The sequence below is a fragment of the Pseudomonas sp. NPDC089530 genome (genome assembly GCF_050280705.1).
Classification (GTDB): Bacteria; Pseudomonadota; Gammaproteobacteria; order Pseudomonadales; family Pseudomonadaceae; genus Aquipseudomonas.
The window spans coordinates 1-22,266 of record NZ_JBNNVU010000093.1; the positions used below are offsets into that span (position 1 = coordinate 1).

Consider the following 22,266-nt stretch of genomic DNA (forward strand, 5'->3'; position numbering starts at 1 on the left):
TCGGCGCCGGCCTTGTTCAGGGCCTGCTCGATCAGCCAGTCGTGCCGGCCGCGGCTGTAGGGTTCGAAGTAGGCGAACCAGGCGTGGGTCTGGGTGCGGCAGTCGACCAGGCGCTCGTAGTCGCGGCTGAGCATTTCGAACCAGGCCAGCATGTGATGACCGAAGGTCACCGGCTGTGCGGTCTGCAGGTGAGTGAAGCCCGGCATGATGCTGTCGGCTTCGCGCTCGGCCTGCTCCAGCAGGCCTTTTTGCAGGCGGGTGATTTCCGCCAGGATCAGATCGATTTCGTCGCGCAGCCACAGGCGGATATCGGTGGCGACCTGGTCGTTGCGGCTACGGCCGGTGTGCAGCTTTTTACCCGTCACGCCGATGCGGTCGGTTAGGCGAGCTTCGATGTTCATGTGCACGTCTTCCAGGTCGACGCGCCAGTCGAAGGTGCCGGCCTCGATTTCGCCCTGAATGGTTTTCAGGCCGTCGATGATGCTGTCGCATTCGGCATCGGTCAGCACGCCGACCTTGGCCAGCATGGTGGCGTGGGCGATCGAGCCCATGATGTCGTGACGATAGAGGCGCTGGTCGAAAGTGACAGAGGCGGTGAAGCGGGCGACGAAGGCGTCGACGGGTTCACTGAAGCGGCCGCCCCAGGACTGATTGGTCTTGTCAGTGCTCATGAATTCGCTCGTGATCGGCTGGAAGGGAATGGGGTGAAAAGTTGCCGCGGATAATAACAGGGTTGCCAATCCTGTAGCTGGCACCGGTCGGCAGGAATTTATTTGAGTCATGGGGTCGCGGGTGCTTGTCGCCGGCTTCGGGCGCGCGGAGACTGGCTGGGCGAACGTCGGCTGCGCAGGGTGATGTAACGATATTTATCGATTGCGCAATATCGTCTTGGCAACCGTCTACAGTTGGACTGAAGGAACGGTGCCATCTCGGATGCTTCATCGAGCCCGGTCGCCGATCACACAACCGTTGCCGCATGCGCTCCGGTTCCGGCGCCACCCGATGATTCCAGGGGGAGGCGGCCGGGATGGAAGCCGACTATAAGAGAGGGGGTGTTTGTGTCCTGTATCGGCAGTCCCCATGACCTTGTCGTGCAGTGGCGGGCCTGGAACGGTATCGAACAGGCCCGGGTAAATATTGGTGCCCATCGTGGGGCACTTTTTGGCCCTCGCACTAGTCTTAGCGTGGATCGCCGTGACGGACGTCACTTCACCTGTCTACGCTATCCTTGTGCGAGACTCACGCAGGAATCCAGCGCAATATGAATGTCCTGATCGTTGATGACGAACCCCTAGCCCGCGAGCGCCTGAGCCGTATGGTTGGCGAGCTTGAGGGATACAGTGTCCTGGAGCCCAGCGCCACCAATGGCGAAGAGGCATTGGCCCTGATCGACAGCCTGAAGCCGGATATCGTGCTGCTCGACATCCGTATGCCAGGCCTCGATGGCCTGCAGGTCGCCGCCCGGTTATGTGAACGCGAGACGCCACCGGCGGTGGTGTTCTGCGCCGCCCCTGATGAATTCCCCCTCGAGGCTTTCGATGTCAGTGAGGTGGGCCACCTGCTCAAACCGGTGCGTTCCGAGCATCTGCTCGAAGCGCTGAAAAAGGCCGACCGTCCCAACCGGGTGCAACTGGCGGCCCTGACTCGGCCTGCCGCCGAAAGCGGTAGCGGCCCCCGCAGCCATATCAGTGCGCGCACCCGTAAAGGCATCGAGCTGATCCCCCTGGATCAGGTCGTCTATTTCATCGCTGACCATAAATACGTGACCTTGCGCCATGAGAGTGGAGAAGTCCTGCTGGACGAACCCCTCAAGGCCCTGGAGGACGAGTTCGGCGAACGTTTCGTGCGGATCCACCGCAACGCCCTGGTGGCCCGCGAGCGCATCGAACGCCTGCAACGTACCCCGTTGGGGCATTTCCAGTTGTTCCTCAAGGGCCTCAATGGCGATGCGTTGATCGTCAGCCGACGACATGTCGCCGGCGTGCGCAAGATGATGCAGCAGCTCTAGAACCGGGCGCCGGGCGGCTCACGCAGGGCGCCCGCAACGTTCCTGCGGCCAGGGAGGGGCTGCAGTTCCTGATACAAGTCAAAGCTGATTGGGCCGAGCTGTTATCATCTGCCGTATTTCTTCAGTACGGATTGATCCATGTCCTCTCGCGAAATCCGCATCGCCACCCGCAAAAGTGCCTTGGCCCTGTGGCAAGCCGAATACGTCAAAGCTCGTCTGGAAGCCGCTCACCCAGGGTTGATCGTGACGCTGGTGCCCATGGTCAGTCGTGGCGACAAGTTGCTCGATTCGCCGCTGTCGAAAATCGGTGGCAAAGGGTTGTTCGTCAAGGAGCTGGAGACCGCGCTGCTCGACAACGAAGCGGATATCGCCGTGCACTCGATGAAAGACGTGCCGATGGACTTCCCCGAAGGTCTGGGCCTGTTCTGCATCTGCGAGCGCGAAGACCCGCGCGATGCCTTTGTCTCCAATACCTATTCCAGCCTCGATGAGTTGCCCGCGGGCAGCGTGGTGGGCACTTCCAGCCTGCGCCGCCAGGCGCAATTGCTGGCGCGGCGTCCTGACCTGCAGATCCGCTTCCTGCGGGGCAACGTCAATACACGCCTGGCCAAGCTCGACGCCGGTGAATACGACGCCATTATCCTGGCTGCTGCCGGCCTGATCCGTCTTGGCTTTGAAAGCCGCATCAGCTCTTCGATCAGCGTCGACGACAGCCTGCCGGCTGGCGGCCAGGGCGCTGTGGGTATCGAGTGCCGCACCGCGGACAGCGAGATCCATGGGCTGCTGGCGCCGCTGCATCATGCCGATACGGCGGATCGGGTCACCGCCGAGCGTGCGCTGAACAAACATCTGAATGGCGGCTGCCAGGTGCCGATCGCCTGTTACGCGGTGCTCGAAGGCGATCAGCTGTGGCTGCGTGGTCTGGTGGGCGAGCCGAGTGGCGGCGTGCTGCTCAGCGCCGAGGCGCGGGCTCCGCGTAGCGCTGCGGCGGCGTTGGGTGTGCAGGTCGCGGACGATCTGCTGGCCCAGGGTGCCGCCGATATTCTGCGCGCGGTCTATGGCGAGGCAGGCGAAGAGTGACCGGCTGGCGTCTGCTGCTGACCCGGCCCACGGACGAGTCGGTGCTGCTGGCCGAGACGCTGGGCGAAGCGGGTGTGTTCAGCAGCAGCCTGCCATTGCTGGACATCGAGGCCCTGCCTTTTGGCGACGCCCAGCGCGCCAGAGTGCTTGACCTGCACCTGTACTGCGCGGTGATCGTGGTCAGCAAGCCCGCGGCGCGAATGGCCGTGCAACGGCTTGAGCAGTTCTGGCCGCAGCCACCGAAGCAATGCTGGTTCAGCGTGGGCGCCGGCACGGCGCAGATTCTGGCCGAACATGGCCTGGATGTTTTTTTCCCCGAGCAGGGTGACGACAGTGAAGCCTTGCTTGACCTTCCCCAGTTGCGCGAGGCTATTGCACGGCCCGTTCCGCGGGTGCTGATCATCCGCGGGGAGGGTGGTCGCGAGCTGCTGGCTGAGCGTTTGCGCAGCCAAGGTGCTAGTGTCGACTATCTGGAGTTGTACCGCCGTGACCTGCCGCGCTATGTCGACGGGGTCCTGATGCAGCGCATCCGCGCGGAACGCTTGAATGGGCTGGTGGTCAGCAGTGGGCAAGGTTTCGAGCACCTGCGACAGCTGGCCGGCGAGGCCTGGCCGGAGGTGGCGCGGCTGCCGCTGTTCGTGCCGAGCCCGCGGGTCGCCGAGATGGCGTGTGCCGCCGGGGCCGAGAAAGTTGTGGATTGTCGTGGTGCCAGTGCCGCGGCCTTGCTAACGGCGTTACGGGAGCATCCCGTGCCCGTTCTCTAAATGCAAAGGATGGATACGTGAGCGAAACAGCCTTGCCTAAAGATGATGTCCAGCCGGCACTCGACGCGCCGACTGAACCCGCAACCCCTGCTCCACAGCGCCGTGGCAACGGACTGGCGATCCTGGCCCTGTTGCTGGGGGCGGCCGGCCTCGCTGCCGGTGGCTGGGGTGTCTGGCAGGTGCGCAACCTGCAAGCCAACCATCAACAGCAGCTGGGGCAGTTGCAGGCCCTGGGCGACGAGGCCCAGAGCTTGAAGCTCAACGAGCAGCGCCTGACGGCGCGTCTGGAGCAATTGCCGGCGGCCGATGAGCTGGAAGAGCGTCGTCGGCTGGTCGCGCAATTGCAGGGCGATCAGCAGCGTCTCAGCCAGCGATTGGAGAGCGTGCTGGGTGCCAGCCGCAAGGATTGGCGTCTGGCCGAGGCGGAGCACCTGCTGCGTCTTGCCAGCCTGCGTCTTTCGGCCTTGCAGGACATCAGCAGCGCCCAGGCGCTGGTGCAGGGCGCCGACGAGATCCTGCGTGAGCAGAACGACCCTGGTTCCTTTGCCGCGCGCGAACAGCTGGCCAAGAGCCTCGCGGCCCTGCGCAGCACCGAGCAACCGGACCGCACCGGGCTGTTCCTGCAACTGGGCGCATTGCGCGATCAGGTGGTCGAACTCACTGAGCTGGCCCCCGAGTATCGCGACCGTGGTGACTCGCTACTGGGCCTGACCGCCGACGGCGACGGCGCCAGCCGCTGGTCGCAGTGGTGGGAGCAGATCTCGCATTACATTCGTATCGACTTCAACGCTGACAAGAACGTGCGACCGCTGCTCGCCGGGCAAAGCCTGACGCAGGTGCGCCTGGCCCTGAGCCTGGCCCTGGAGCAGGCCCAGTGGGCGGCGCTGAATGGCCAGGCACCGGTCTATACCCAGGCGCTGGCCGAAGCCCGCGATGTGTTGAAGGGCAACTTCAACCAGGACAATCCCCAGAGTAAGCTCATGCTGGAGCGGGTGGCCGAGCTGAGCAAGCAGCCGGTCACGGTGTCGACCCCGGACCTGACCAAGACCCTGAGCGCCGTTCAGGCCTACCTGGAACGGCGTAACCTGAACGCTGAAGAGTCGGTCAAGCCGCTGGCCAAGCCTGCCGCGAACGCGGTGCAGGAGACCAGCCCATGAAGCGCCTGTATGTGATTCTGTTCCTGGTCATCGCCGCCTCGGGGTTGCTGGGGCTGGCGATTGCCGAGCATTCGGGGTACGTCCTGGTTGCCTACAACAGCTTCCGCTATGAGTCGAGCCTGTGGGCGACCCTGGCCCTGGTGGCGGTGATCTGGCTGGTGATCTGGGGGATCAGGGCGCTGATCGAACTGGTGATGGCTTCCACTGGCGTGGTCAATCCGTGGTCGCGACGCAACCGTAGCCGCCGCGTACAGGTCGCTATCGAACAAGGCCAGATGGACCTGGCCGAAGGTCGCTGGGCCAGCGCCCAGCGGCACCTGCACCGTGCCGCCGAAGCTGAGCGCCAGCCTTTGCTGTACTACCTCGGCGCGGCGCGGGCGGCGAACGAGCAGGGGCATTACGAGGAGTCCGACAGCCTTCTGGAGCGCGCGCTGGAGCGCCAGCCCCAGGCCGAGCTGGCGGTGGCCTTGAGTCATGCCCAACTGCAGACCGATCGCGGGGATACCGAAGGCGCCCTGAGCACTCTGCAAGCCATGCACGAACGCCACCCGCGCAGCGTCCAGGTGCTGCGCCAGTTGCAGCGTCTGCACCAACAGCGGGGCGACTGGTCGGCGGTGATCCGCCTGCTGCCTGAACTGCGCAAGGACAAGGCCCTGCCGGCCAGCGAGCTGGCGGAGCTGGAGCGTCGCGCCTGGGGTGAGAACCTGACCCTCGCGGCGCATCGCGAAGAAGACGGCGCGGTCGGTCTGCAATCGCTCGATCGGGCGTGGCAGCAACTGACCGCCGCTCAGCGTCAGGAGCCGCAACTGGTGCTGGCCTATGCCGAACAGCTGCGGCAACTGGGCGCCCAGGCCGAGGCCGAAGAAGTGCTGCGGGTTGCCCTCAAGCGCAAATACGACAGCCATCTGGCGCGGCTTTACGGTTTGCTGCGTGGCAGCGATCCGGCGCGGCAACTGCAGTTTGCCGAGCAATGGCTCAAGGACCATCCGAACGATCCGAGCCTGCTGCTGACCCTGGGTCGGCTGTGCCTGCAAACCAGTCTCTGGGGCAAGGCGCGGGACTATCTGGAAAGCAGCTTGCGCGTCCAGCGCAACCCCGAGGCCTGTGCCGAGCTGGCGCGGCTGCTGGCACAGTTGGGCGATACCGAGCGCAGCAACCAGTTGTTCCAGGAAGGCCTGGGGTTGTTGGACGAGCGTCTGCTGGCTTCACCCTTGCCGGTGCCGGCGAGGGTCTAAACCGCGGGGGCGGGGGTGACCTTCGAGGGTCGACCCGCCCGGCGAAGCAACCGATCTGGTCTGTGCGGCCGCCTGTTCTGGCGCCGCGCGCCTTGAAAGGGCCGGACGCTTTCTCTACCGTGGCTGCCTGTTTCTTCCATTGCGGATACCCCATGTCGCTGGCCGGCTCACGCTTGCTGTTCTTCCTTGTGTTCTTTACCGGTGCCCTGGCCCTATGGGCTTCGTTTCACCTGGAGTACGGGGTTGGGCTCGAGCCTTGCCTGCTGTGGGTGCTGCAGCGTTTCTTCGCCCTGCTGTTGACCTCGATCAGCCTGGTCGCGGCCTTGCATGCGCCACAATATCCGGCGAGTGTCGTGTACTGGTTGCTGGAGCTGCTTTGCAGCCTGGCAGGCGTCGTCACCGCCGGGCGTCATGTGCTGTTGCAGAACATTCCCTCTGATCAGTTGCTCGCCTGTTTGCCGGACATGCCGTTCATGCTCGGCAATCTGTCCTGGGGACGAGCCTCGCAGCTGGTTTTTACCGGGACGGCCCAGTGCGCGGAGGTCACCTGGACGTTGTTGGACATGAGTGCCGCGGAGTGGAGCCTGCTGTTTTTCATCGGGGTGCTGATCCTGAGCGCTTATCGCCTGGCGCGGCTTCTGTCGCGGGGCCGGAGCAGGGCGGCTGGGGCCTGAATCGTCGCTTTGCGACAGGGCCCGAGATTAAACACTTGTATGAACTTTATCGCCTGCGTACCTTGAAGCGGCTGTCGAGCGGGCATAATCTGGCCCGCACGTATCACTGCAATTACGTTGCTCGATGCTGTTCTGCCTGGGCCAATCCCGATGTTCGACCCAGTGGCGGATTCAGAGCAGCATTACCCATAAGGGAAGAGAGATCGCCATGCTCGAAAGTTGTCAGAATGCTCAGGAACGCTGGGGTGGAGTGCATCTGCTGATCGATCGCTGGTTGCAGGAGCGTCACGAACTGGTTCGGGCCTATGACGCTCTCGGCGCAGAGCCCGAGGCGCTGGCTGACAATCGACAACCCTTGCAGGAGTTCTGTGGAATCCTGGTCGATTACGTTTCCGCCGGGCACTTCGAAATCTATGAACAGCTGACCGGCGAAGCCAAGGCCTTCAACGACAAGCGCGGGCTCGAGCTGGCCGAAACCCTTTATCCCCGGATCGATGTCATCACTGAAAAGCTGCTGGCGTTCAACGATCTGTGCGACGAAGGCAAATGCGTGGCGGAGAAGTTCAAGGAGCTGGGCGGCTTGCTGCATGAGCGCTTCGAACTGGAAGATTGCCTGATCGAAGTGCTGCACAACGCGCACAAGGAAGAGGCCGCAGTCCAGGCCTGACTTGCGGAGAAAGGTCTATCGAAACGGTGCGCAGTGCGCGCCGTTTTTCATTTCTGCGGTCCCTAACCGGTGGCCCCCAGTAGCTCGATTTCAAACACCAGCGGTGTGTAAGGCGCAATCAGGTCGCCAGCGCCGTCGGCGCCATAGGCCTGGGCCGAAGGAATCACCAGGCGCCACTTGGCCCCGGTCGGCATCTGTTGCAAGGCGCTGCGCCATCCGGCAATCACACTGTCCAGTCGAAACCACTGCGGCTGTTCGTTCTGATCGAACACTGTGCCATCAGGCAGGCGCCCGGTGTAGCGAACCTGTACCGAACCATTGGGTCCGGGGCGCGCTCCGCTGCCCGGTGCCAGCTCGGTCAGCAGGATGCCGTTTTCCAGTTCGCGCACACCTGGCCGTTTTTTCTCGCTCGAGAGAAAACGCTGTTCGTTTTCCAGCGCCACTTCGACTCGCGGCTTGTCCGCCTGCTCGCTGAGCTGGGCTTCATGCTGGGCGAGGATCTGTTCGATGCGTTCGTCCTTGAGGGCCAGGGGCTTGCCTTGATAGGCCTGCTGCAACCCTTCCACCAAGGCCTGGAGTTGCAGGTCCGGCACCTCCTGGCGCAGACGTTCGCCGAGGCTGGCGCCCAGGCTGTAGGCCAGATCGCGAGCGTCGTTTTGCTGCGAATTTTCAGCGGCCTGGGCCAGTGGCAACAACACGCACAAGGATAAAAAAAGGTAACGCGACATGGGCACTCTCCGGCCTGAGATAGGGTGGATTATGCCAGTGTGGATGGGGTGGCTGGTGAGTAACTTTCTTGCGCGCGAAGAACATTTTCAATCCGCTGCAACGCATGGCATTCGATACTGTCAACATGCCCTAGCGGCGGTAGCAGCAGAGGTCTAGTATGAGCCGCAACTCACGTCAGCCAGGAGGTAAACCATGTCGGCCAATAAGAAGCCTGTAAATACTCCGTTGCACCTGCTCCAACAGCTGTCGAGCAGCCTGCTCGAGCACTTGGAAAACGCTTGTTCCCAAGCCTTGGCTGATGCTGAAAAACTGCTCGCCAAACTGGAAAAGCAACGCGGTAAGGCACAGGAAAAACTGCACAAGTCGCGTACCAAACTGCAGGACGCCGCGGCGGCCGGCAAGGCCAAGGCGCAAGCCAAGGCCAAGGGCGCGGTGAAAGAACTTGAAGACCTGCTCGACGCCCTCAAGACTCGCCAATCCGAAACCCGCGCCTACATTCTGCAACTCAAGCGTGACGCTCAGGAAAGCCTGAAACTGGCCCAAGGCGTAGGTCGTGTGAAAGAAGCCGCGGCCAAGGTGCTGAGCACTCGCGCTGCCAAGCCGGCTGCTGCCCCAGCGCAGAAAGCCGCCGCCAAGCCAGCGGCAAAAGCGCCTGCCAAAGCTGCCGCTAAACCGGCCGCCAAGCCAGTCGCAAAAACTGCTGCCGCCAAACCTGCAGCAGCCAAGCCAGCCGCTAAACCTGCCGCTGCAAAAGCTCCTGCGAAGCCAGCGGCCAAACCCGCTGCTGCCAAACCTACCGCCGCTAAACCAGCAGCCAAGCCGGCGGCTAAAACCGCAGCGGCCAAGCCTGCTACCGCCAAGCCAGCAGCCAAACCCGCCGCGGCTAAACCTGCTGCGAAGCCGGCGGCCAAACCCGCTGCGGCAAAAGCTCCAGTGAAAGCTGCAGCCAAACCTGCGGCCAAGCCTGCCGCTAAACCTGCGGCTGCCAAACCGGTGGCTTCCGCTGCTGCCAAACCAGCCGCCGCCAAACCGGCAGCCAAACCTGCGGCGGCAAAACCAGCGGCCAAGCCAGCGGCAAAACCTGCTGCGAAAAAACCAGTCGCCGCCAAGCCTGCGGCAGCCAAACCGGCAACCGCTCCAGCGGCCGCCAAACCAGCCACCCCGGCAGCTCCAGCGGCCAAGCCAGCGGCACCCGCGCCTTCGCCAGCTCCAGCCGCGACCACTGCGGCCGCTCCGGCTCCGACCGCTCCAGCCAGCACCACGCCAACCAGCGCTTCCTAAGCGCCGGTCACCGCGACGCGCAGCGCCTGCAGCGCGTCGCGGTTGAGGTTGGCGGCTTCGGCCGCCAGTCCTTCCAGCCAGTTCGCCAGATCCGGCGCTTCACTCTCCGACCATTCTCCCGCCAGTGTTTCCAGACGCAGCAGCAGTTGCCGTTCGGCCTCCAGTTCCAGTGCTTTGACCTGTTCGCGCAAGACCGCCAGTTGCGGATCCGCGCTCGCGGCCGGGCGCCATTGCGTGCGCAGCTGTCGCAGCGGCACGATGATAGTGTCGTGCCAGGGCTGGCCCAGGCTGCGCAGCTGCTGCAGGCGCTGTGGGTTGCAGGCCACCCCGCGGCTGCCGAGCCAGGCCGCGCAGAGCAAAAGACAGACATTGGCGCCCGCCGCCTGCAGCGCCAGGCAGGCCTCTTCGACGCCCGGGCGGGCGTAGGTCTTGAGGGTGAAGTTCCACAGGTCAGGGGACATCTCGCTACTCGCGCCAGTTGCGAACGAAGCTGGTAGACTCCGCCGCCATTATGATTCGACTTCAGAACCTGACTTTACAGCGTGGTCCGCAACGTCTGCTAGAAGACGCCGAGCTGACCCTGCACGCCGGCCAGAAAGCCGGCCTGATCGGTGCCAACGGCGCCGGCAAATCCAGCCTGTTCGCCTTGCTGCGCGGTGAGTTGCACCCGGATTCGGGCGACTGCTTCCTGCCCGCCGACTGGCGTATCGCCCATATGCGCCAGGAGGTCGACACCCTCGAGCGGCTGGCGGTGGACTACGTGCTCGATGGCGATCTGCGCCTGCGCCAGGTGCAGCGTGACCTGGCTGCCGCCGAGGCGGCCCATGACGGTGTCGCCCTGGCTCGCCTGCATGCCGAGCTGGACAGCGCCGACGGTTATACCGCCGATGCCCGGGCGCGCAAGCTGCTGGCCGGCCTGGGTTTCAGCAACGAGCAGATGGACCGTCAGGTCGGCGATTTCTCCGGTGGCTGGCGGATGCGCCTGAACCTGGCGCAGGCACTGATGTGCCCCTCGGACCTGCTGTTGCTCGACGAACCGACCAACCACCTGGACCTCGATGCGATCCTCTGGCTGGAAGACTGGCTCAAGGGCTACCCAGGCACCTTGCTGCTGATTTCCCACGACCGTGATTTCCTCGATGCCGTGGTCGATCATGTGGCCCATGTCGATCAGCGCAAGCTCACCCTCTATCGCGGTGGCTACAGTGCCTTCGAGCGGGCCCGTGCCGAACGCCTGGCGCAACAGCAGCAAGCCTACGAGAAGCAGCAGGCGCAGCGTGCGCACATGGAAAAGTACATTGCGCGCTTCAAGGCCCAGGCCACCAAGGCCCGCCAGGCCCAGAGCCGGATCAAGGCCCTGGAGCGGATGGAAGAGCTGTCCGCCGCCCACGTCGATTCACCGTTCGATTTCGTTTTCCGCGAGTCGGAAAAAATCTCCAGCCCGCTGCTCGACCTGTCCGATGCCCGCCTGGGTTACGGCGAGAAGACCGTGCTGGAGAAGGTCAAGCTGCAACTGACCCCGGGTGCGCGCATCGGCCTGCTGGGGCCTAACGGTGCCGGTAAGTCGACCCTGATCAAGAACCTCTCCGGCGAACTGTCGCCGCTGGGCGGCCGCCTGACCCGTGGCGAGAACACCGTGGTCGGCTATTTTGCCCAGCACCAGCTGGACTCGCTCGACTCCAAGGCCAGCCCGTTGCTGCATCTGCAGCGCCTGGCGCCGACCGAGCGCGAACAGACCCTGCGCGACTTCCTCGGCGGCTTCGACTTCCGCGGCGCGCGTATCGACGAGCCGGTGCTGAACTTCTCCGGTGGCGAAAAGGCGCGGCTGGCCCTGGCGCTGATCGCCTGGGGGCGTCCGAACCTGCTGCTGCTCGACGAACCGACCAACCACCTGGACCTGGAAATGCGCCTGGCCCTGACCATGGCCCTGCAAGAGTTCAGCGGTGCGGTACTGGTGGTCTCCCACGACCGTCACCTGCTCAAAAGCACCACCGACAACTTCTTCCTGGTGGCCGACGGCAAGGTCGAGGAGTTCGACGGCGACCTGGACGACTACGCCCGCTGGCTGGTGGACTACCGCCAGCGCAACGCACCGATCAGCAACACTCCGGTCAACCCGGACAAGACCGACAAGAAGGCCCAGCGCCAGGCCGCCGCGGCCTTGCGTCAGCAGCTGGCGCCGCACAAGCGCGAAGCCGACAAGCTGGAAGCCGAGCTGGGCAAGGTCCACGTGCGCCTGGCGCAAATCGAGACCAGCCTTGGCGACAGTGGCCTCTACGAAGCGGCGCGCAAGGATGAACTGCGTGACCTGCTGGCCGAGCAGGCCAGGCTGAAGGTGCGCGAAGGCGAGCTGGAAGAAGCCTGGATGGAAGCCCTGGAGCTGCTGGAAAGCATGCAGGCGGAACTGGAAGCCTTGTCCTGATGGAGGCGTTCAAGCTGCCGTTGCCGACCCAGTGGGTCGAGCCGCTGTGGATCGCCGTACAGATCCTGCTGATCCTGCTGGTCGCTTACATCGCCCAGCGTTTCGTCGCGCGTTGCCTGACCCGCCTGGGCGAACGTTATCCCTTCCCGCCGCAGTTGCTGATGCCGCTGCGGGGCGGCCTGCGCTGGCTGATCATGGGCAGCGCGCTGATCTTCGTCCTGGAGCGGCTCGGGGTTTCGGCGACGGTGCTCTGGACCGCCCTGTCCGGGTTCGTCGCGGTGGCGGCGGTGGCGTTCTTCGCCATGTGGAGCGTGTTGTCCAACCTGCTCTGCGCCATCCTGATCTTCACTGTGGGCCCGTTCCGCATCGGCGATGTGGTCGAACTGGTGGACACCCTCGACAAGCCGGGCATCAAAGGCCGGGTGGTGGCGATCAACCTGCTGTACACCTCGCTGATCGAGGCCGAGGAAGCTGGCACCGGCGGCGTGATGGTGCAGGTGCCCAACAGCCTGTTCTTCCAGCGCTCGGTGCGTCGCTGGCGCGGCAATGATTCACTGCCGTTTTCCGGCGAGAAGTAAGCGCTTCAGCCCTCGCTCGCGAGAGCGTCATCCTTCATCGCGGGCAGGCTCCGCTCCTGCAAGCGTTTCTGTCCGACAAAAACCTATGGTCATCCGCCCGCCGGCGCATTAGCTTAGTCGCCTACGACGAATTCGAGCCGAGGTATGCGATGGTTCTTGAGACATGGCTGGCGTTTTTTGCCGCCTGCTGGGTGATCAGCCTTTCCCCTGGAGCCGGCGCTATTGCGTCGATGTCCTGTGGCCTGCAATACGGTTTCTGGCGCGGTTACTGGAACGCCCTGGGCCTGCAACTGGGCCTGGCGATGCAGATTGCGATTGTCGCGGCCGGTGTGGGGGCGATTCTCGCGGCATCCGCGACCGCCTTCTACGCGATCAAATGGTTCGGCGTGGCTTACCTGGTCTACCTCGCGGTCAAGCAGTGGCGTGCGCTGCCCAGCGACCTGAGCGACGACGCGGCCATCCGGCCGATCGGCAAACCCCTGGCGCTGGTGTTCCGCGGTTTCCTGGTCAACATCAGCAACCCCAAGGCCCTGGTGTTCATGCTGGCGGTGCTGCCGCAGTTCATCGATCCCCATGCGCCACTGGTGAAGCAGTACCTGATCCTCGGCGTGACCATGATCGCCGTCGACCTGATCGTCATGGCCGGCTATACGGGCCTGGCGTCCAAGGTCTTGCGCCTGCTGCGTACGCCCACCCAGCAACGCCGCCTGAACCGCACCTTCGCCGGGCTGTTCCTGGGGGCTGCCGGGTTGCTGGCGACCCTGCGCAAGGCGCCGGTCTAAGCAACCGGCCACAAAAAAAGCGCCCCTCGAGGGCGCTTTTTTGTATGCGGCTCGGACCGATTCCCGGGAGCCGGGATTTATTTCATCTTTCTTCACAAAGCCCCGAACCTCAGGTATTGCAAGGCCTCGGCCGGACCTGGGCGCTGTCGCGCCTGGGCGTTCCGCATGAGAAAGCTTGAGTGAAAGTCACTGTAAGTGAACAATGTGTTACTTCGTATTTCCATTTGAGAATCGTTCATGACTGCCCCCTCCCGTTTTCTAGCCTGGCTCGTGCTGCCAGTGTTGGCGCTGTGCAGCGCCAACCTGCTGGCAGAAACCGTAGAAGGCGCGCCCAAGGCGCTGCATCTGCTCGACTACATCGGCGCGGACTATCCGCCGACGGTCGAGGCGGGCAAGGTGATCGACGACTCCGAGTACCGTGAGCAGGTCGAGTTTCTCGGTGTGCTGCAGGGGCTGGTCGCCGATTTGCCGGCCAAGCCGGAGAAGGCCGAGCTGGAGCAGGGCATCGCCAGCCTGGACAGCGCGGTCAAGTCCAAGGCGGACGGGGCTGTCGTCGCGCGCCAGGCACGGCAACTGGGAGCCAAGCTGGCGGTGGCCTATGAGGTCAGCCAGGCGCCGATCATCACCCCGGACCCGAGCCGTGGCGCGCCGCTGTATGCCCAGCATTGCTCGGTGTGCCATGGCGATACCGGCGCCGGCGACGGCCCGGCCGGTGTCGGTATGACGCCACCACCCGCCAACCTGCGGGACGCGGCGCGCATGGACCACCTGAGCCTCTACGCGATCTACAACACCCTGGGCCTGGGTGTCGAAGGCACCGACATGCCGTCCTTCGCCGATCAACTGGACGACCGTCAACGCTGGGACCTGGCGACCTATATCGCCGGTTTCACCGCCGACCCGGCAGCGGCGAAGGGCGACAAGAACTACAACCTCGCCGACCTGGCCCGCCAGACACCGAGCGAAGTGCAGGCCGCCGAAGGCCCGCAGGCCACGGCCACCTTCCGCGCCCAGCGCGCCCAGCCGCCGCAGGTCAAGCGCGGCCCGGCGCAGTTGCTCGACTACACCGCCTCGACCCTGGACAAGAGCCTGGCCGCCTACCGCGCCGGTGATCGCGAGCAGGCCTACGACCTGTCGGTGGCGGCGTACCTGGAAGGCTTCGAGCTGGTGGAAAGCTCCCTCGACAACGTCGATACCAATGTGCGCAAGGACTCGGAAAAGGCCCTGATGGCCTACCGTCAGGCGTTGCAGGACGGCTTGCCGGTGGAGCAGGCGGAGCAGCGCCTGGATGCCGCCAAGGCCAAGCTGAAAATCTCCGCCGGCCTGTTGGGCAGCGATGGCCTGAGCTGGTCCCTGAGCTACATCTCCGGTCTGCTGATCCTGCTGCGCGAGGGCCTGGAGGCGATCCTGGTGCTGGCGGCGATCCTGGCGTTCCTGCGCAATACCGGCCAGCAATCGGCGGTGCGCAGCGTCAATATCGGCTGGGGTATGGCCTTGCTGGCCGGCCTGGGGACCTGGGCGCTGGCGGCGTATGTGATTGATGTCAGCGGTTCCCAGCGCGAACTGCTGGAAGGCGCCACGGCCCTGTTCGCCAGTGTCATGGTGCTGTGGCTCGGGGTGTGGATGCACGATCGCCGGCACGCGGCGGCCTGGCAGGACTACATCAAGAGCAGCCTGGTGGGCGGCGGCGGCCGTTTCGGTTTTGCGGTGCTGGCGTTCTTCTCGGTCTATCGCGAGCTGTTCGAAGTGATCCTGTTCTACGAAACCCTGTGGCTGCAGGCGGGCCCGGCGGGTCATAACGCGGTGCTGGCCGGTGGCGCCACGGCACTGGTGCTGTTGGTCGGCCTGGCCTGGGTGATTCTGCGCGGTTCGGCCAAGCTGCCGCTGGCGCTGTTCTTCGGGATCAACGCGGCGCTGCTGTGCGCCCTGTCGGTGGTGTTCGCCGGGCATGGCGTCAAGGCGCTGCAGGAGGCCGGGATCTTCGGTACGCGGCCGGTGGCGTTCTTCGACTTCGAGTGGCTGGGGATTCACGCCGATGCCTACTCGCTGACCGCCCAGGCCGTGGCGATCGTGGCGATCATCGTGCTCTACAGCCGTAGCCGCATCACCGAGAAGCGCCGGGCTCAGGTTTCCTGAGGCACTCGCTTCGCTCATGATCGCGGGCAAACCTCGCCCCTACCGTTATCACTGAACGGTAGGGGCGAGGCTTGCCCGCGATGCTTTTCAGAGGAATGACGCAATGCGTGTGTGGATCGATGCCGACGCCTGTCCCAAGGCAGCGAAGGAGCAGGTGGTGAGGTTTGCCCTCAAGCGCCAGTTCGAACTGGTGCTGGTGGCGGGGCAGCCGCAGATCAAGCCGGCCTTTGCCTGCGTCAGGCTGGTGGTGGTGCCCAGCGGCCCCGATGCGGCCGACGACTACCTGGTGGAACACGCTGTGCCGGGCGAGCTGGTGATCTGCAGCGACGTGCCCCTGGCCGACCGGCTGGTGAAAAAGGGTGTCGCCGCCCTCGACCCGCGAGGCAAGGAGTTCGATGCGCACAACATGGGTGAACGCCTGGCGGTGCGTAACCTGTTTACCGAACTGCGCGAGCAGGGGCAGGTGGGAGGCGGGCAGGCGCCGTACGGCGATCGGGAGAAGCAGGCCTTCGCCAACGCCCTGGATCGGATCCTGACGCGGCTGGCGCGCTAGGCCTGACGAAGCCGGTGCGGCGAGGGCATCGGCCAGCTCGCCACGGCTCCAGGGTCACTCGTCGTTTTCGTGGGTCAGTTCCAGTACCCGGTCCACCAGCTTGTTGATCCCGGCCGCGGCCTCGCCGATGGATTGCGCGAGCATGTAGGCCGGGGTGCTGACCAGCTTGCGCGCCTGGTCTTCGATGATGTCGCCCACTGCGCAGTCAGCATGGGTGGCGCCCATTTTCTTCACGGCGGCTGCGGTGCCGGCGTCGTTGCCGATGGTGCAGGTCACGCCCGGGCCGTAGATCTTCGCCGCCAGGGCCGGGGAGATGCAGATCAGGCCCACCGGCTTGCCGGCTTCGGCGAAGGCTTCGGCCAGCGCCAGGACATCGGGCTGGATTGTGCAGCCGGCGCCTTCGACGGCGAAATTGGACAGGTTCTTGGCCGCACCGAAGCCACCGGGAACGATCAGCGCGTCGAAGTCATCGACGTTGGCGTCGCGGATGTCCTGCACCTGGCCGCGGGCGATGCGCGCCGATTCCACCAGGACATTGCGCGACTCGGGCATCTCTTCACCGGTCAGGTGGTTGATCACATGCAACTGGGGGATGTTCGGCGCGAAGCATTGTACCTGCGCGCCGCGTTGGTCCAGGCGCAGCAGGGTGATGACGCTTTCATGGATCTCGGCACCGTCATAGACGCCACAGCCGGAAAGGATCACTGCAACTTTTTTGCTCATGGTTTTTTCTCCAGGTTCATGGCGCTCAATGTCCACTAAATTATCGCCCGTTGCCATAGGGTTGGCCTGCCGTCGGGCCGGAGCGCCACGGCGGTGCCGGGGGTTTTGGAGAGTCGCCCGCGGGCGCTGAAGGTGGGGGCGCCGCGGCGGGTGTCGAACCTGCCGCAGGCGTGGCTAGCGGCGCCTTACTCGACGGGCGTCTTGGACTTGCAGCTGTCGTGCGGTTCGTCCTGCTTGAGCTGTTCGGACTCGTAGATCGCCTTGGCCAGCCGCGCATTCTTGAAGCGGCGGCGCAGCCACAGGATGAAGCCCAGGACCAGCAAGCCGCCGAGCACCCACAGTTCGTATTTCTTGATGCTGCCCAGCATGCCTTCGAGCACGGCGCCGAAGTGGTAGGCCGCAGCGGCCAGGGCGGCGGCCCAGATCGCCGCGCCAATGCCGTTGAGCAACAGATAACGTCCCGGCGGATACCCGGACAGGCCGATGGCCACCGGCATCACGGTGCGCAGGCCGTAGACGAAGCGGAAGCTCAGCACCCAGATATCCGGATGCTTGCGGATATGCTCCAGTGCCCGGTCGCCCATCAATTGCCAGCGCGGCTTGCGCGCCAGCAGCTTGCGTCCGTGCTTGCGGCCCAGGAAGTACCAGAGCTGGTCGCCGGCATAGCTGCCGAAGAAGGCCACGACCACCACCAGGTTGATGTCCATGTATCCGCGAAACGCGAGGAAACCGGCCAGGACCAGAATGGTCTCGCCTTCGAAGAACGTGCCGAGAAAGAGGGCGAAGTAGCCGAATTCCTGAAGAAATTGTTGGAGCATTGTCTGGATGCTGGCGAAATGAACGCGCAGCCTACCCCTTCGGGCCCATGGAGGAAAGTATCCAAATGTGTCTCGACGTGAACAAATACTGGCCGGACAATGGCTGCGGCGACCGGTCACAGGGTTAAGCACAACTGTCATCCATTCGTCATAATGGCCGCTTATAACTGTCACGCTCGCCCGCCTGCGCGGGCTCAGGAGTCTGTCGTGAGCTTTACCCCAGCCAACCGCTTGTTTCCCGCCACTCGCCTGCGCCGCAACCGTCGTGATGATTTCTCTCGCCGCCTGGTCCGTGAAAACGTCCTGACCACCGACGACCTGATCCTGCCGGTATTCGTGCTCGAGGGTGAGAATCGCCGCGAAGCGGTGGCGTCGATGCCGGGCGTCGAGCGCCTGACCATCGACCTGCTGCTCGAGGAAGCGGCGCAGTGGGTCGAGCTGGGGATCCCCGCGCTGGCCCTGTTCCCGGTGACCCCGACGGAGCTCAAGTCGCTGGATGCCGCCGAAGCCTGGAACCCGGACGGCATTGCCCAGCGCGCCACCCGTGCGCTGCGCGAGCGCTTCCCCGAACTCGGGGTGATCACCGACGTGGCGCTGGACCCGTTCACCACCCATGGCCAGGACGGCATCCTCGACGAAGATGGCTATGTGCAGAACGACATCACCGTCGATGCCCTGGTCAAGCAGGCGCTGTCCCACGCCGAAGCCGGAGCCCAGGTGGTGGCGCCTTCGGACATGATGGACGGCCGCATCCAGGCGATCCGCGAGGCCCTGGAGCTGGCCGGGCATGTCAATGTGCGGATCATGGCCTACTCGGCCAAGTACGCCAGTGCCTATTACGGCCCGTTCCGCGATGCGGTCGGCTCGGCGCTGAACCTGGGCAAGGCCAACAAGGCCTCCTACCAGATGGACCCGGCCAACAGCCACGAAGCCCTGCATGAAGTGGCCGCCGACCTCGCCGAAGGCGCGGACATGGTCATGGTCAAGCCGGGCATGCCGTATCTCGACATCCTTTTTCGGGTCAAGGATGAATTCAAGGTGCCGACCTTTGTCTATCAAGTCAGCGGCGAATACGCCATGCACATGGCGGCGATCCAGAATGGCTGGTTGAACGAAGGGGTCATTCTCGAATCCTTGACCGCCTTTAAACGCGCGGGTGCCGATGGCATCCTGACTTACTTTGCCGTTCGTGCTGCTCAATTGTTACGAGAGCAACAATAGCCCTCCCAGGAACACGCGATGAATACTGAAGGACTCACTGAAGTTGCCGTAAAAGAAGCTCAACCCGTGGTCGAGCAGGTCGTGGAAACGCCGCCGGAGCCGGAAACCCCGCCCGTGCAGGCGGACGCCCCCCATGTGGCGATGCCGACCCTGGTCATTCCGAGCCTGGACGACAGCAGCCTGTATATCCATCGCGAGCTGTCGCAACTGCAGTTCAACATCCGCGTGCTGGAGCAGGCGCTGGATGAGTCCTACCCGCTGCTGGAGCGCCTGAAGTTCCTGCTGATCTTCTCCAGCAACCTGGACGAGTTCTTCGAGATCCGCGTCGCCGGCCTGAAGAAGCAGATCACCTTCGCCCGTGAACAGGCCGGCGCCGACGGTCTGCAGCCGCACCAGGCGCTGGCGCGGATCAGCGAGCTGGTGCACAGCCAGGTCGATCGCCAGTACGCGATCCTCAACGACATCCTGTTGCCGGAGCTGGAGAAGCATCAGGTCCGCTTCATCCGTCGCCGCTACTGGACCACCAAGCTCAAGACCTGGGTCCGGCGCTACTTCCGCGACGAGATCGCGCCGATCATCACCCCGATCGGCCTCGACCCGACGCACCCGTTCCCGCTGCTGGTGAACAAGAGCCTGAACTTCATCGTCGAGCTCGAAGGGGTCGACGCCTTCGGTCGCGACTCCGGCCTGGCGATCATCCCGGCGCCGCGTCTGCTGCCGCGGATCATCAAGGTGCCGGAAGAAGTCGGCGGCCCTGGCGACAACTATGTGTTCCTGTCGTCGATGATCCACGCCCACGCCGACGATCTGTTCCAGGGCATGAAGGTAAAAGGCTGCTATCAGTTCCGCCTGACCCGTAACGCCGACCTGGCGGTGGACACCGAGGACGTCGAAGACCTGGCCCGCGCCCTGCGCGGCGAGCTGTTCTCCCGCCGCTACGGCGACGCGGTGCGCCTGGAAGTGGCCGATACCTGCCCGAAACACCTGTCCGACTACCTGCTCAAGCAGTTCAACCTGAGCGAGAGCGAGCTGTACCAGGTCAATGGCCCAGTGAACCTGACCCGGCTGTTCAGCATCACCGGCCTGGACAGCCACCCGGAGCTGCAATACACGCCGTTCACCCCGCAGATTCCAAAGCTGCTGCAGAACAGCGAGAACCTTTTCAGCGTGATCAGCAAGCAGGACATCCTGTTGCTGCACCCGTTCGAGTCCTTTACCCCGGTGGTCGACCTGCTGCGTCAGGCGGCCAAGGACCCGCATGTCCTGGCGGTGCGCCAGACCCTGTACCGCAGCGGCGCCAACTCGGAAATCGTCGACGCGCTGGTGGATGCGGCGCGTAACGGCAAGGAAGTCACCGCGGTGATCGAATTGCGGGCGCGTTTCGACGAAGAGTCCAACCTGCAACTGGCCAGCCGCCTGCAAGCGGCCGGCGCGGTAGTGATCTACGGCGTGGTCGGCTTCAAGACCCACGCCAAGATGATGCTGATCCTGCGTCGCGAAGCCGGCGAGATCGTGCGTTATGCCCACCTGGGTACCGGTAACTACCACGCCGGCAACGCCCGCCTGTATACCGACTACAGTCTGCTGACTTCCGACGACGCCTTGTGCGAAGACCTCGGCAAGCTCTTCACCCAGCTGATCGGCATGGGCAAGACCCTGCGCATGAAGAAGCTGCTGCACGCGCCGTTCACCCTGAAGAAGGGCATGCTCGACATGATTGCCCGGGAGACCCAGTTCGCCCAGGACGGCAAGCCGGCGCACATCATCGCCAAGTTCAACTCGCTGACCGATCCGAAGATCATCCGCGCGCTGTACAAGGCCAGCCAGTCGGGCGTGCGCATCGATCTGGTGGTGCGTGGCATGTGCTGCCTGCGTCCAGGCATCGCCGGCGTGTCGCACAATATCCATGTGCGCTCGATCATCGGCCGCTTCCTGGAGCACACCCGGGTGTTCTACTTCCTCAATGGCGGCGAGGAGCAGATGTTCCTCTCCAGTGCCGACTGGATGGAGCGCAACCTCGACAAGCGCGTCGAGACCTGCTTCCCGGTCGAGGGCAAGAAGCTGATCCTGCGGGTCAAGAAGGAGCTGGAGAGTTATCTCACCGATAACACCCACAGCTGGAGCCTGCAGTCGGACGGTCGCTACATCCGCAACACCCCGACCGGCAACCAGAACCCGCGCAGCGCCCAGGCGACGCTGCTGGAGCGTCTGGGCAGCCCGCTGCTGCCGGTGCGCTGAACCTGTTTTAACGAAAAAGCCGGCTTGCCAGCGATGGTCCCCTCAGTCGGGGTCCATCGCCGGCAAGCCGGCTTTTTTGCGCAAGGGTGTTTCAGCGCACGTTGAGGACGATACCAACCCGGGTCAGCCACTCGGCTTCCAGGGCGAAGTCGGCCTGGGTCAGTTGGTTATCGTCCAGCCATTTCTCCGGGAACATCACCTCCAGGCTGTCGCCGGCGGCGTGCAGCTTCACCTGGGGCATTTCCTGGGTGCCGCGGATGTGATGGAACAGGATGGCGAAACGCAGCAGCACGCACAGGCGAATCAGCTTGCTGCCTTCCTCGCCGAATTCGGCGAACTTGTCCTTGGGGATGTTGCGGCGGTGGCCGCGTACCAGGAGCGCGAGCATCAGCTGGTCTTCCCGGGAGAAGCCCGCCAGGTCGGAATGCTCGATCAGGTAGGCGCCGTGCTTGTGGTAGTGGTAGTGGGCGATATCCAGCCCCACTTCATGGACCTTGGCGGCCCAGCTCAGCAACTCGCGCCAGACGCCGTCCTGCAGGTCCCAGTCGTCGGCCACCTGGTCGAAGGCGTGGAGCGCCTTGCGCTCGACCCGGACGGCCTGTTCCTGGTCGACGTGATACCGCTCCATCAGCGAGCCCAGGGTGCGTTCGCGCACGTCTTCGTGGTGATGGCGGCCCAGCAGGTCGTAGAGCACGCCTTCGCGCAGGGCGCCTTCGCAGTGGTCCATGCGTTGCAGTTCGAGGGCGTCGAAGATGGCTTCGAGAATCGCCAGGCCAGCGGGGAAGATCGCCCGGCGATCCGGCTTGATGCCTTCGAAGTCGATCTTCTCGGCGTCGCCCAGCTTGAACAGCCGGCGCTTGAGCCAGGCCAGGCCTTCGGCGTTGACTTCGCCGTTGCCCTGGCCGCCGGCCTTGAGCGCCAGGCCGATGGCGCGGATGGTGCCCGAGGAGCCGATGGCTTCATCCCAGGTCAGGCGGTGCAGGGCGTGTTCGATGCTCATGATTTCCAGGCGCGCCGCGGTGTAGGCCTGGGCGTAGCGCGCCGGGGTGATCTTGCCGTCGCGGAAATAGCGCTGGGTGAAGCTGACGCAGCCCATCTGCAGGCTTTCGCGCAGGTCAACACCTCGTTCAACGTGCGTGGCGAACCGATCGTGTGCAAGCCGGAAGAAGCCTACGCCTGCTTCATGCGCACCGAGATGGA

General features: G+C 64.2%; 21 protein-coding genes and 2 pseudogenes. 17 read left to right on the forward strand and 6 right to left on the reverse strand.

Annotated features, from left to right (window positions below):
• On the reverse strand, positions 1 to 671 hold a 671-nt coding region (locus ACQKQA_RS25055; protein ID WP_427563588.1), incomplete at its 3' end, for a lyase family protein.
• Positions 672 to 1,109: 438 nt separating this feature from the next.
• On the opposite strand from ACQKQA_RS25055, the pseudogene ACQKQA_RS25060 reads away from it, so the two are divergent.
• The 8 genes and pseudogenes from ACQKQA_RS25060 to rsd all read left to right on the forward strand — a co-directional run.
• Positions 1,110 to 1,265 (forward strand): annotated as a pseudogene (locus ACQKQA_RS25060) (sensor histidine kinase); the annotation flags it as partial.
• Positions 1,262 to 2,008: a LytR/AlgR family response regulator transcription factor gene (locus ACQKQA_RS25065; RefSeq protein WP_427563590.1), complete on the forward strand. Its 747-nt coding sequence runs from the start codon at positions 1,262 to 1,264 to the stop codon at positions 2,006 to 2,008. The pseudogene ACQKQA_RS25060 and the gene ACQKQA_RS25065, both read left to right, overlap by 4 nt.
• A 138-nt stretch (positions 2,009 to 2,146) precedes the next feature.
• Positions 2,147 to 3,088, forward strand: coding sequence for a hydroxymethylbilane synthase (gene hemC, locus ACQKQA_RS25070; RefSeq protein ID WP_427563591.1), 942 nt, complete (start codon positions 2,147 to 2,149; stop codon positions 3,086 to 3,088).
• Positions 3,085 to 3,852, forward strand: a complete 768-nt coding sequence (locus ACQKQA_RS25075) for a uroporphyrinogen-III synthase (RefSeq protein ID WP_427563593.1) — start codon at positions 3,085 to 3,087, stop codon at positions 3,850 to 3,852. Before hemC ends, ACQKQA_RS25075 begins: the two co-directional genes overlap by 4 nt.
• 17 nt (positions 3,853 to 3,869) lie before the next feature.
• On the forward strand, positions 3,870 to 5,009 hold the full coding sequence (locus ACQKQA_RS25080) for a uroporphyrinogen-III C-methyltransferase (RefSeq protein WP_427563595.1): 1,140 nt from the start codon (positions 3,870 to 3,872) through the stop codon (positions 5,007 to 5,009).
• Positions 5,006 to 6,244, forward strand: a complete 1,239-nt coding sequence (locus ACQKQA_RS25085) for a heme biosynthesis protein HemY (RefSeq protein WP_427563596.1) — start codon at positions 5,006 to 5,008, stop codon at positions 6,242 to 6,244. The genes ACQKQA_RS25080 and ACQKQA_RS25085 overlap by 4 nt, the downstream gene beginning before the upstream one ends.
• 152 nt (positions 6,245 to 6,396) lie before the next feature.
• Positions 6,397 to 6,918, forward strand: coding sequence for a disulfide bond formation protein B (locus tag ACQKQA_RS25090; protein ID WP_427563598.1), 522 nt, complete (start codon positions 6,397 to 6,399; stop codon positions 6,916 to 6,918).
• A 208-nt stretch (positions 6,919 to 7,126) separates the two neighbouring features.
• On the forward strand, positions 7,127 to 7,585 hold the full coding sequence (rsd, locus tag ACQKQA_RS25095; protein ID WP_427563600.1) for a sigma D regulator: 459 nt from the start codon (positions 7,127 to 7,129) through the stop codon (positions 7,583 to 7,585).
• 62 nt (positions 7,586 to 7,647) lie between these two features.
• Here rsd and ACQKQA_RS25100 read toward each other — a convergent pair whose 3' ends face one another.
• Complete coding sequence (locus ACQKQA_RS25100; protein ID WP_427563602.1) at positions 7,648 to 8,313, reverse strand: FKBP-type peptidyl-prolyl cis-trans isomerase; 666 nt, start codon at positions 8,311 to 8,313, stop codon at positions 7,648 to 7,650.
• A 193-nt stretch (positions 8,314 to 8,506) separates the two neighbouring features.
• Here ACQKQA_RS25100 and ACQKQA_RS25105 point away from each other — a divergent pair, with 193 nt between their 5' ends.
• Positions 8,507 to 9,595, forward strand: coding sequence for an AlgP family protein (locus ACQKQA_RS25105; protein ID WP_427563604.1), 1,089 nt, complete (start codon positions 8,507 to 8,509; stop codon positions 9,593 to 9,595).
• On the opposite strand, the gene ACQKQA_RS25110 is transcribed toward ACQKQA_RS25105, so the two are convergent.
• Positions 9,592 to 10,056, reverse strand: coding sequence for a TIGR02444 family protein (locus tag ACQKQA_RS25110; RefSeq protein WP_427563606.1), 465 nt, complete (start codon positions 10,054 to 10,056; stop codon positions 9,592 to 9,594). The genes ACQKQA_RS25105 and ACQKQA_RS25110 overlap by 4 nt on opposite strands.
• A 50-nt stretch (positions 10,057 to 10,106) precedes the next feature.
• On the opposite strand from ACQKQA_RS25110, the gene ACQKQA_RS25115 reads away from it, so the two are divergent.
• From ACQKQA_RS25115 to ACQKQA_RS25135, 5 genes are all read left to right on the forward strand, one after another.
• The gene (locus ACQKQA_RS25115) at positions 10,107 to 12,017 is read left to right on the forward strand and encodes an ATP-binding cassette domain-containing protein (RefSeq protein WP_427563608.1); all 1,911 of its coding nucleotides are present in this window, start codon (positions 10,107 to 10,109) and stop codon (positions 12,015 to 12,017) included.
• Positions 12,017 to 12,595: a mechanosensitive ion channel domain-containing protein gene (locus ACQKQA_RS25120; protein WP_427563610.1), complete on the forward strand. Its 579-nt coding sequence runs from the start codon at positions 12,017 to 12,019 to the stop codon at positions 12,593 to 12,595. Before ACQKQA_RS25115 ends, ACQKQA_RS25120 begins: the two co-directional genes overlap by 1 nt.
• 149 nt (positions 12,596 to 12,744) lie before the next feature.
• Complete coding sequence (locus ACQKQA_RS25125) at positions 12,745 to 13,377, forward strand: LysE family transporter (RefSeq protein WP_427563612.1); 633 nt, start codon at positions 12,745 to 12,747, stop codon at positions 13,375 to 13,377.
• A gap of 237 nt (positions 13,378 to 13,614) precedes the next feature.
• The gene (locus ACQKQA_RS25130) at positions 13,615 to 15,513 is read left to right on the forward strand and encodes an FTR1 family protein (protein WP_427563614.1); all 1,899 of its coding nucleotides are present in this window, start codon (positions 13,615 to 13,617) and stop codon (positions 15,511 to 15,513) included.
• A 103-nt stretch (positions 15,514 to 15,616) separates the two neighbouring features.
• Positions 15,617 to 16,066 carry a YaiI/YqxD family protein gene (locus tag ACQKQA_RS25135; protein ID WP_427563615.1) on the forward strand — a complete coding sequence of 150 codons (450 nt, stop codon included), beginning with the start codon at positions 15,617 to 15,619 and terminating at the stop codon, positions 16,064 to 16,066.
• 54 nt (positions 16,067 to 16,120) lie between these two features.
• Here the strand turns inward: ACQKQA_RS25135 and elbB are convergent, their stop codons facing one another.
• Both elbB and ACQKQA_RS25145 read right to left on the reverse strand, forming a co-directional pair.
• Complete coding sequence (elbB, locus tag ACQKQA_RS25140; protein WP_427563616.1) at positions 16,121 to 16,789, reverse strand: isoprenoid biosynthesis glyoxalase ElbB; 669 nt, start codon at positions 16,787 to 16,789, stop codon at positions 16,121 to 16,123.
• A 185-nt stretch (positions 16,790 to 16,974) separates the two neighbouring features.
• Positions 16,975 to 17,607, reverse strand: a complete 633-nt coding sequence (locus ACQKQA_RS25145) for a DedA family protein (protein ID WP_427563617.1) — start codon at positions 17,605 to 17,607, stop codon at positions 16,975 to 16,977.
• 207 nt (positions 17,608 to 17,814) lie between these two features.
• Between ACQKQA_RS25145 and hemB the strand changes: the two genes are divergently transcribed.
• Both hemB and ppk1 read left to right on the forward strand, forming a co-directional pair.
• A complete protein-coding gene (hemB, locus tag ACQKQA_RS25150) occupies positions 17,815 to 18,828 on the forward strand; it encodes a porphobilinogen synthase (RefSeq protein WP_427563618.1) in 1,014 nt (337 codons plus the stop codon).
• An 18-nt stretch (positions 18,829 to 18,846) separates the two neighbouring features.
• The gene (gene ppk1 / locus ACQKQA_RS25155) at positions 18,847 to 21,066 is read left to right on the forward strand and encodes a polyphosphate kinase 1 (protein WP_427563620.1); all 2,220 of its coding nucleotides are present in this window, start codon (positions 18,847 to 18,849) and stop codon (positions 21,064 to 21,066) included.
• A gap of 91 nt (positions 21,067 to 21,157) precedes the next feature.
• Here ppk1 and ACQKQA_RS25160 read toward each other — a convergent pair.
• Positions 21,158 to 22,180, reverse strand: a pseudogene (locus tag ACQKQA_RS25160) (exopolyphosphatase); the annotation flags it as partial.
• A gap of 36 nt (positions 22,181 to 22,216) precedes the next feature.
• Between ACQKQA_RS25160 and ACQKQA_RS25165 the strand changes: the two are divergent.
• Positions 22,217 to 22,266, forward strand: a 50-nt coding sequence (locus ACQKQA_RS25165) for a hypothetical protein (protein WP_427563621.1), incomplete at its 3' end; no start/stop codon positions are given.

Excerpts from the sequence above, each read along its gene's own strand:
- ACQKQA_RS25065 (WP_427563590.1), top strand. The coding sequence starts at position 1,262 with ATGAATGTCCTGATCGTTGATGACGAACCCCTAGCCCGCGAGCGCCTG.
- hemC (WP_427563591.1), top strand. The coding sequence starts at position 2,147 with ATGTCCTCTCGCGAAATCCGCATCGCCACCCGCAAAAGTGCCTTGGCC.
- ACQKQA_RS25085 (WP_427563596.1), top strand. The coding sequence starts at position 5,006 with ATGAAGCGCCTGTATGTGATTCTGTTCCTGGTCATCGCCGCCTCGGGG.
- ACQKQA_RS25090 (WP_427563598.1), top strand. The coding sequence starts at position 6,397 with ATGTCGCTGGCCGGCTCACGCTTGCTGTTCTTCCTTGTGTTCTTTACC.
- rsd (WP_427563600.1), top strand. The coding sequence starts at position 7,127 with ATGCTCGAAAGTTGTCAGAATGCTCAGGAACGCTGGGGTGGAGTGCAT.
- ACQKQA_RS25100 (WP_427563602.1), bottom strand. The coding sequence starts at position 8,313 with ATGTCGCGTTACCTTTTTTTATCCTTGTGCGTGTTGTTGCCACTGGCC.
- ACQKQA_RS25105 (WP_427563604.1), top strand. The coding sequence starts at position 8,507 with ATGTCGGCCAATAAGAAGCCTGTAAATACTCCGTTGCACCTGCTCCAA.
- ACQKQA_RS25110 (WP_427563606.1), bottom strand. The coding sequence starts at position 10,056 with ATGTCCCCTGACCTGTGGAACTTCACCCTCAAGACCTACGCCCGCCCG.
- ACQKQA_RS25115 (WP_427563608.1), top strand. The coding sequence starts at position 10,107 with ATGATTCGACTTCAGAACCTGACTTTACAGCGTGGTCCGCAACGTCTG.
- ACQKQA_RS25120 (WP_427563610.1), top strand. The coding sequence starts at position 12,017 with ATGGAGGCGTTCAAGCTGCCGTTGCCGACCCAGTGGGTCGAGCCGCTG.
- ACQKQA_RS25125 (WP_427563612.1), top strand. The coding sequence starts at position 12,745 with ATGGTTCTTGAGACATGGCTGGCGTTTTTTGCCGCCTGCTGGGTGATC.
- ACQKQA_RS25130 (WP_427563614.1), top strand. The coding sequence starts at position 13,615 with ATGACTGCCCCCTCCCGTTTTCTAGCCTGGCTCGTGCTGCCAGTGTTG.
- ACQKQA_RS25135 (WP_427563615.1), top strand. The coding sequence starts at position 15,617 with ATGCGTGTGTGGATCGATGCCGACGCCTGTCCCAAGGCAGCGAAGGAG.
- elbB (WP_427563616.1), bottom strand. The coding sequence starts at position 16,789 with ATGAGCAAAAAAGTTGCAGTGATCCTTTCCGGCTGTGGCGTCTATGAC.
- ACQKQA_RS25145 (WP_427563617.1), bottom strand. The coding sequence starts at position 17,607 with ATGCTCCAACAATTTCTTCAGGAATTCGGCTACTTCGCCCTCTTTCTC.
- ppk1 (WP_427563620.1), top strand. The coding sequence starts at position 18,847 with ATGAATACTGAAGGACTCACTGAAGTTGCCGTAAAAGAAGCTCAACCC.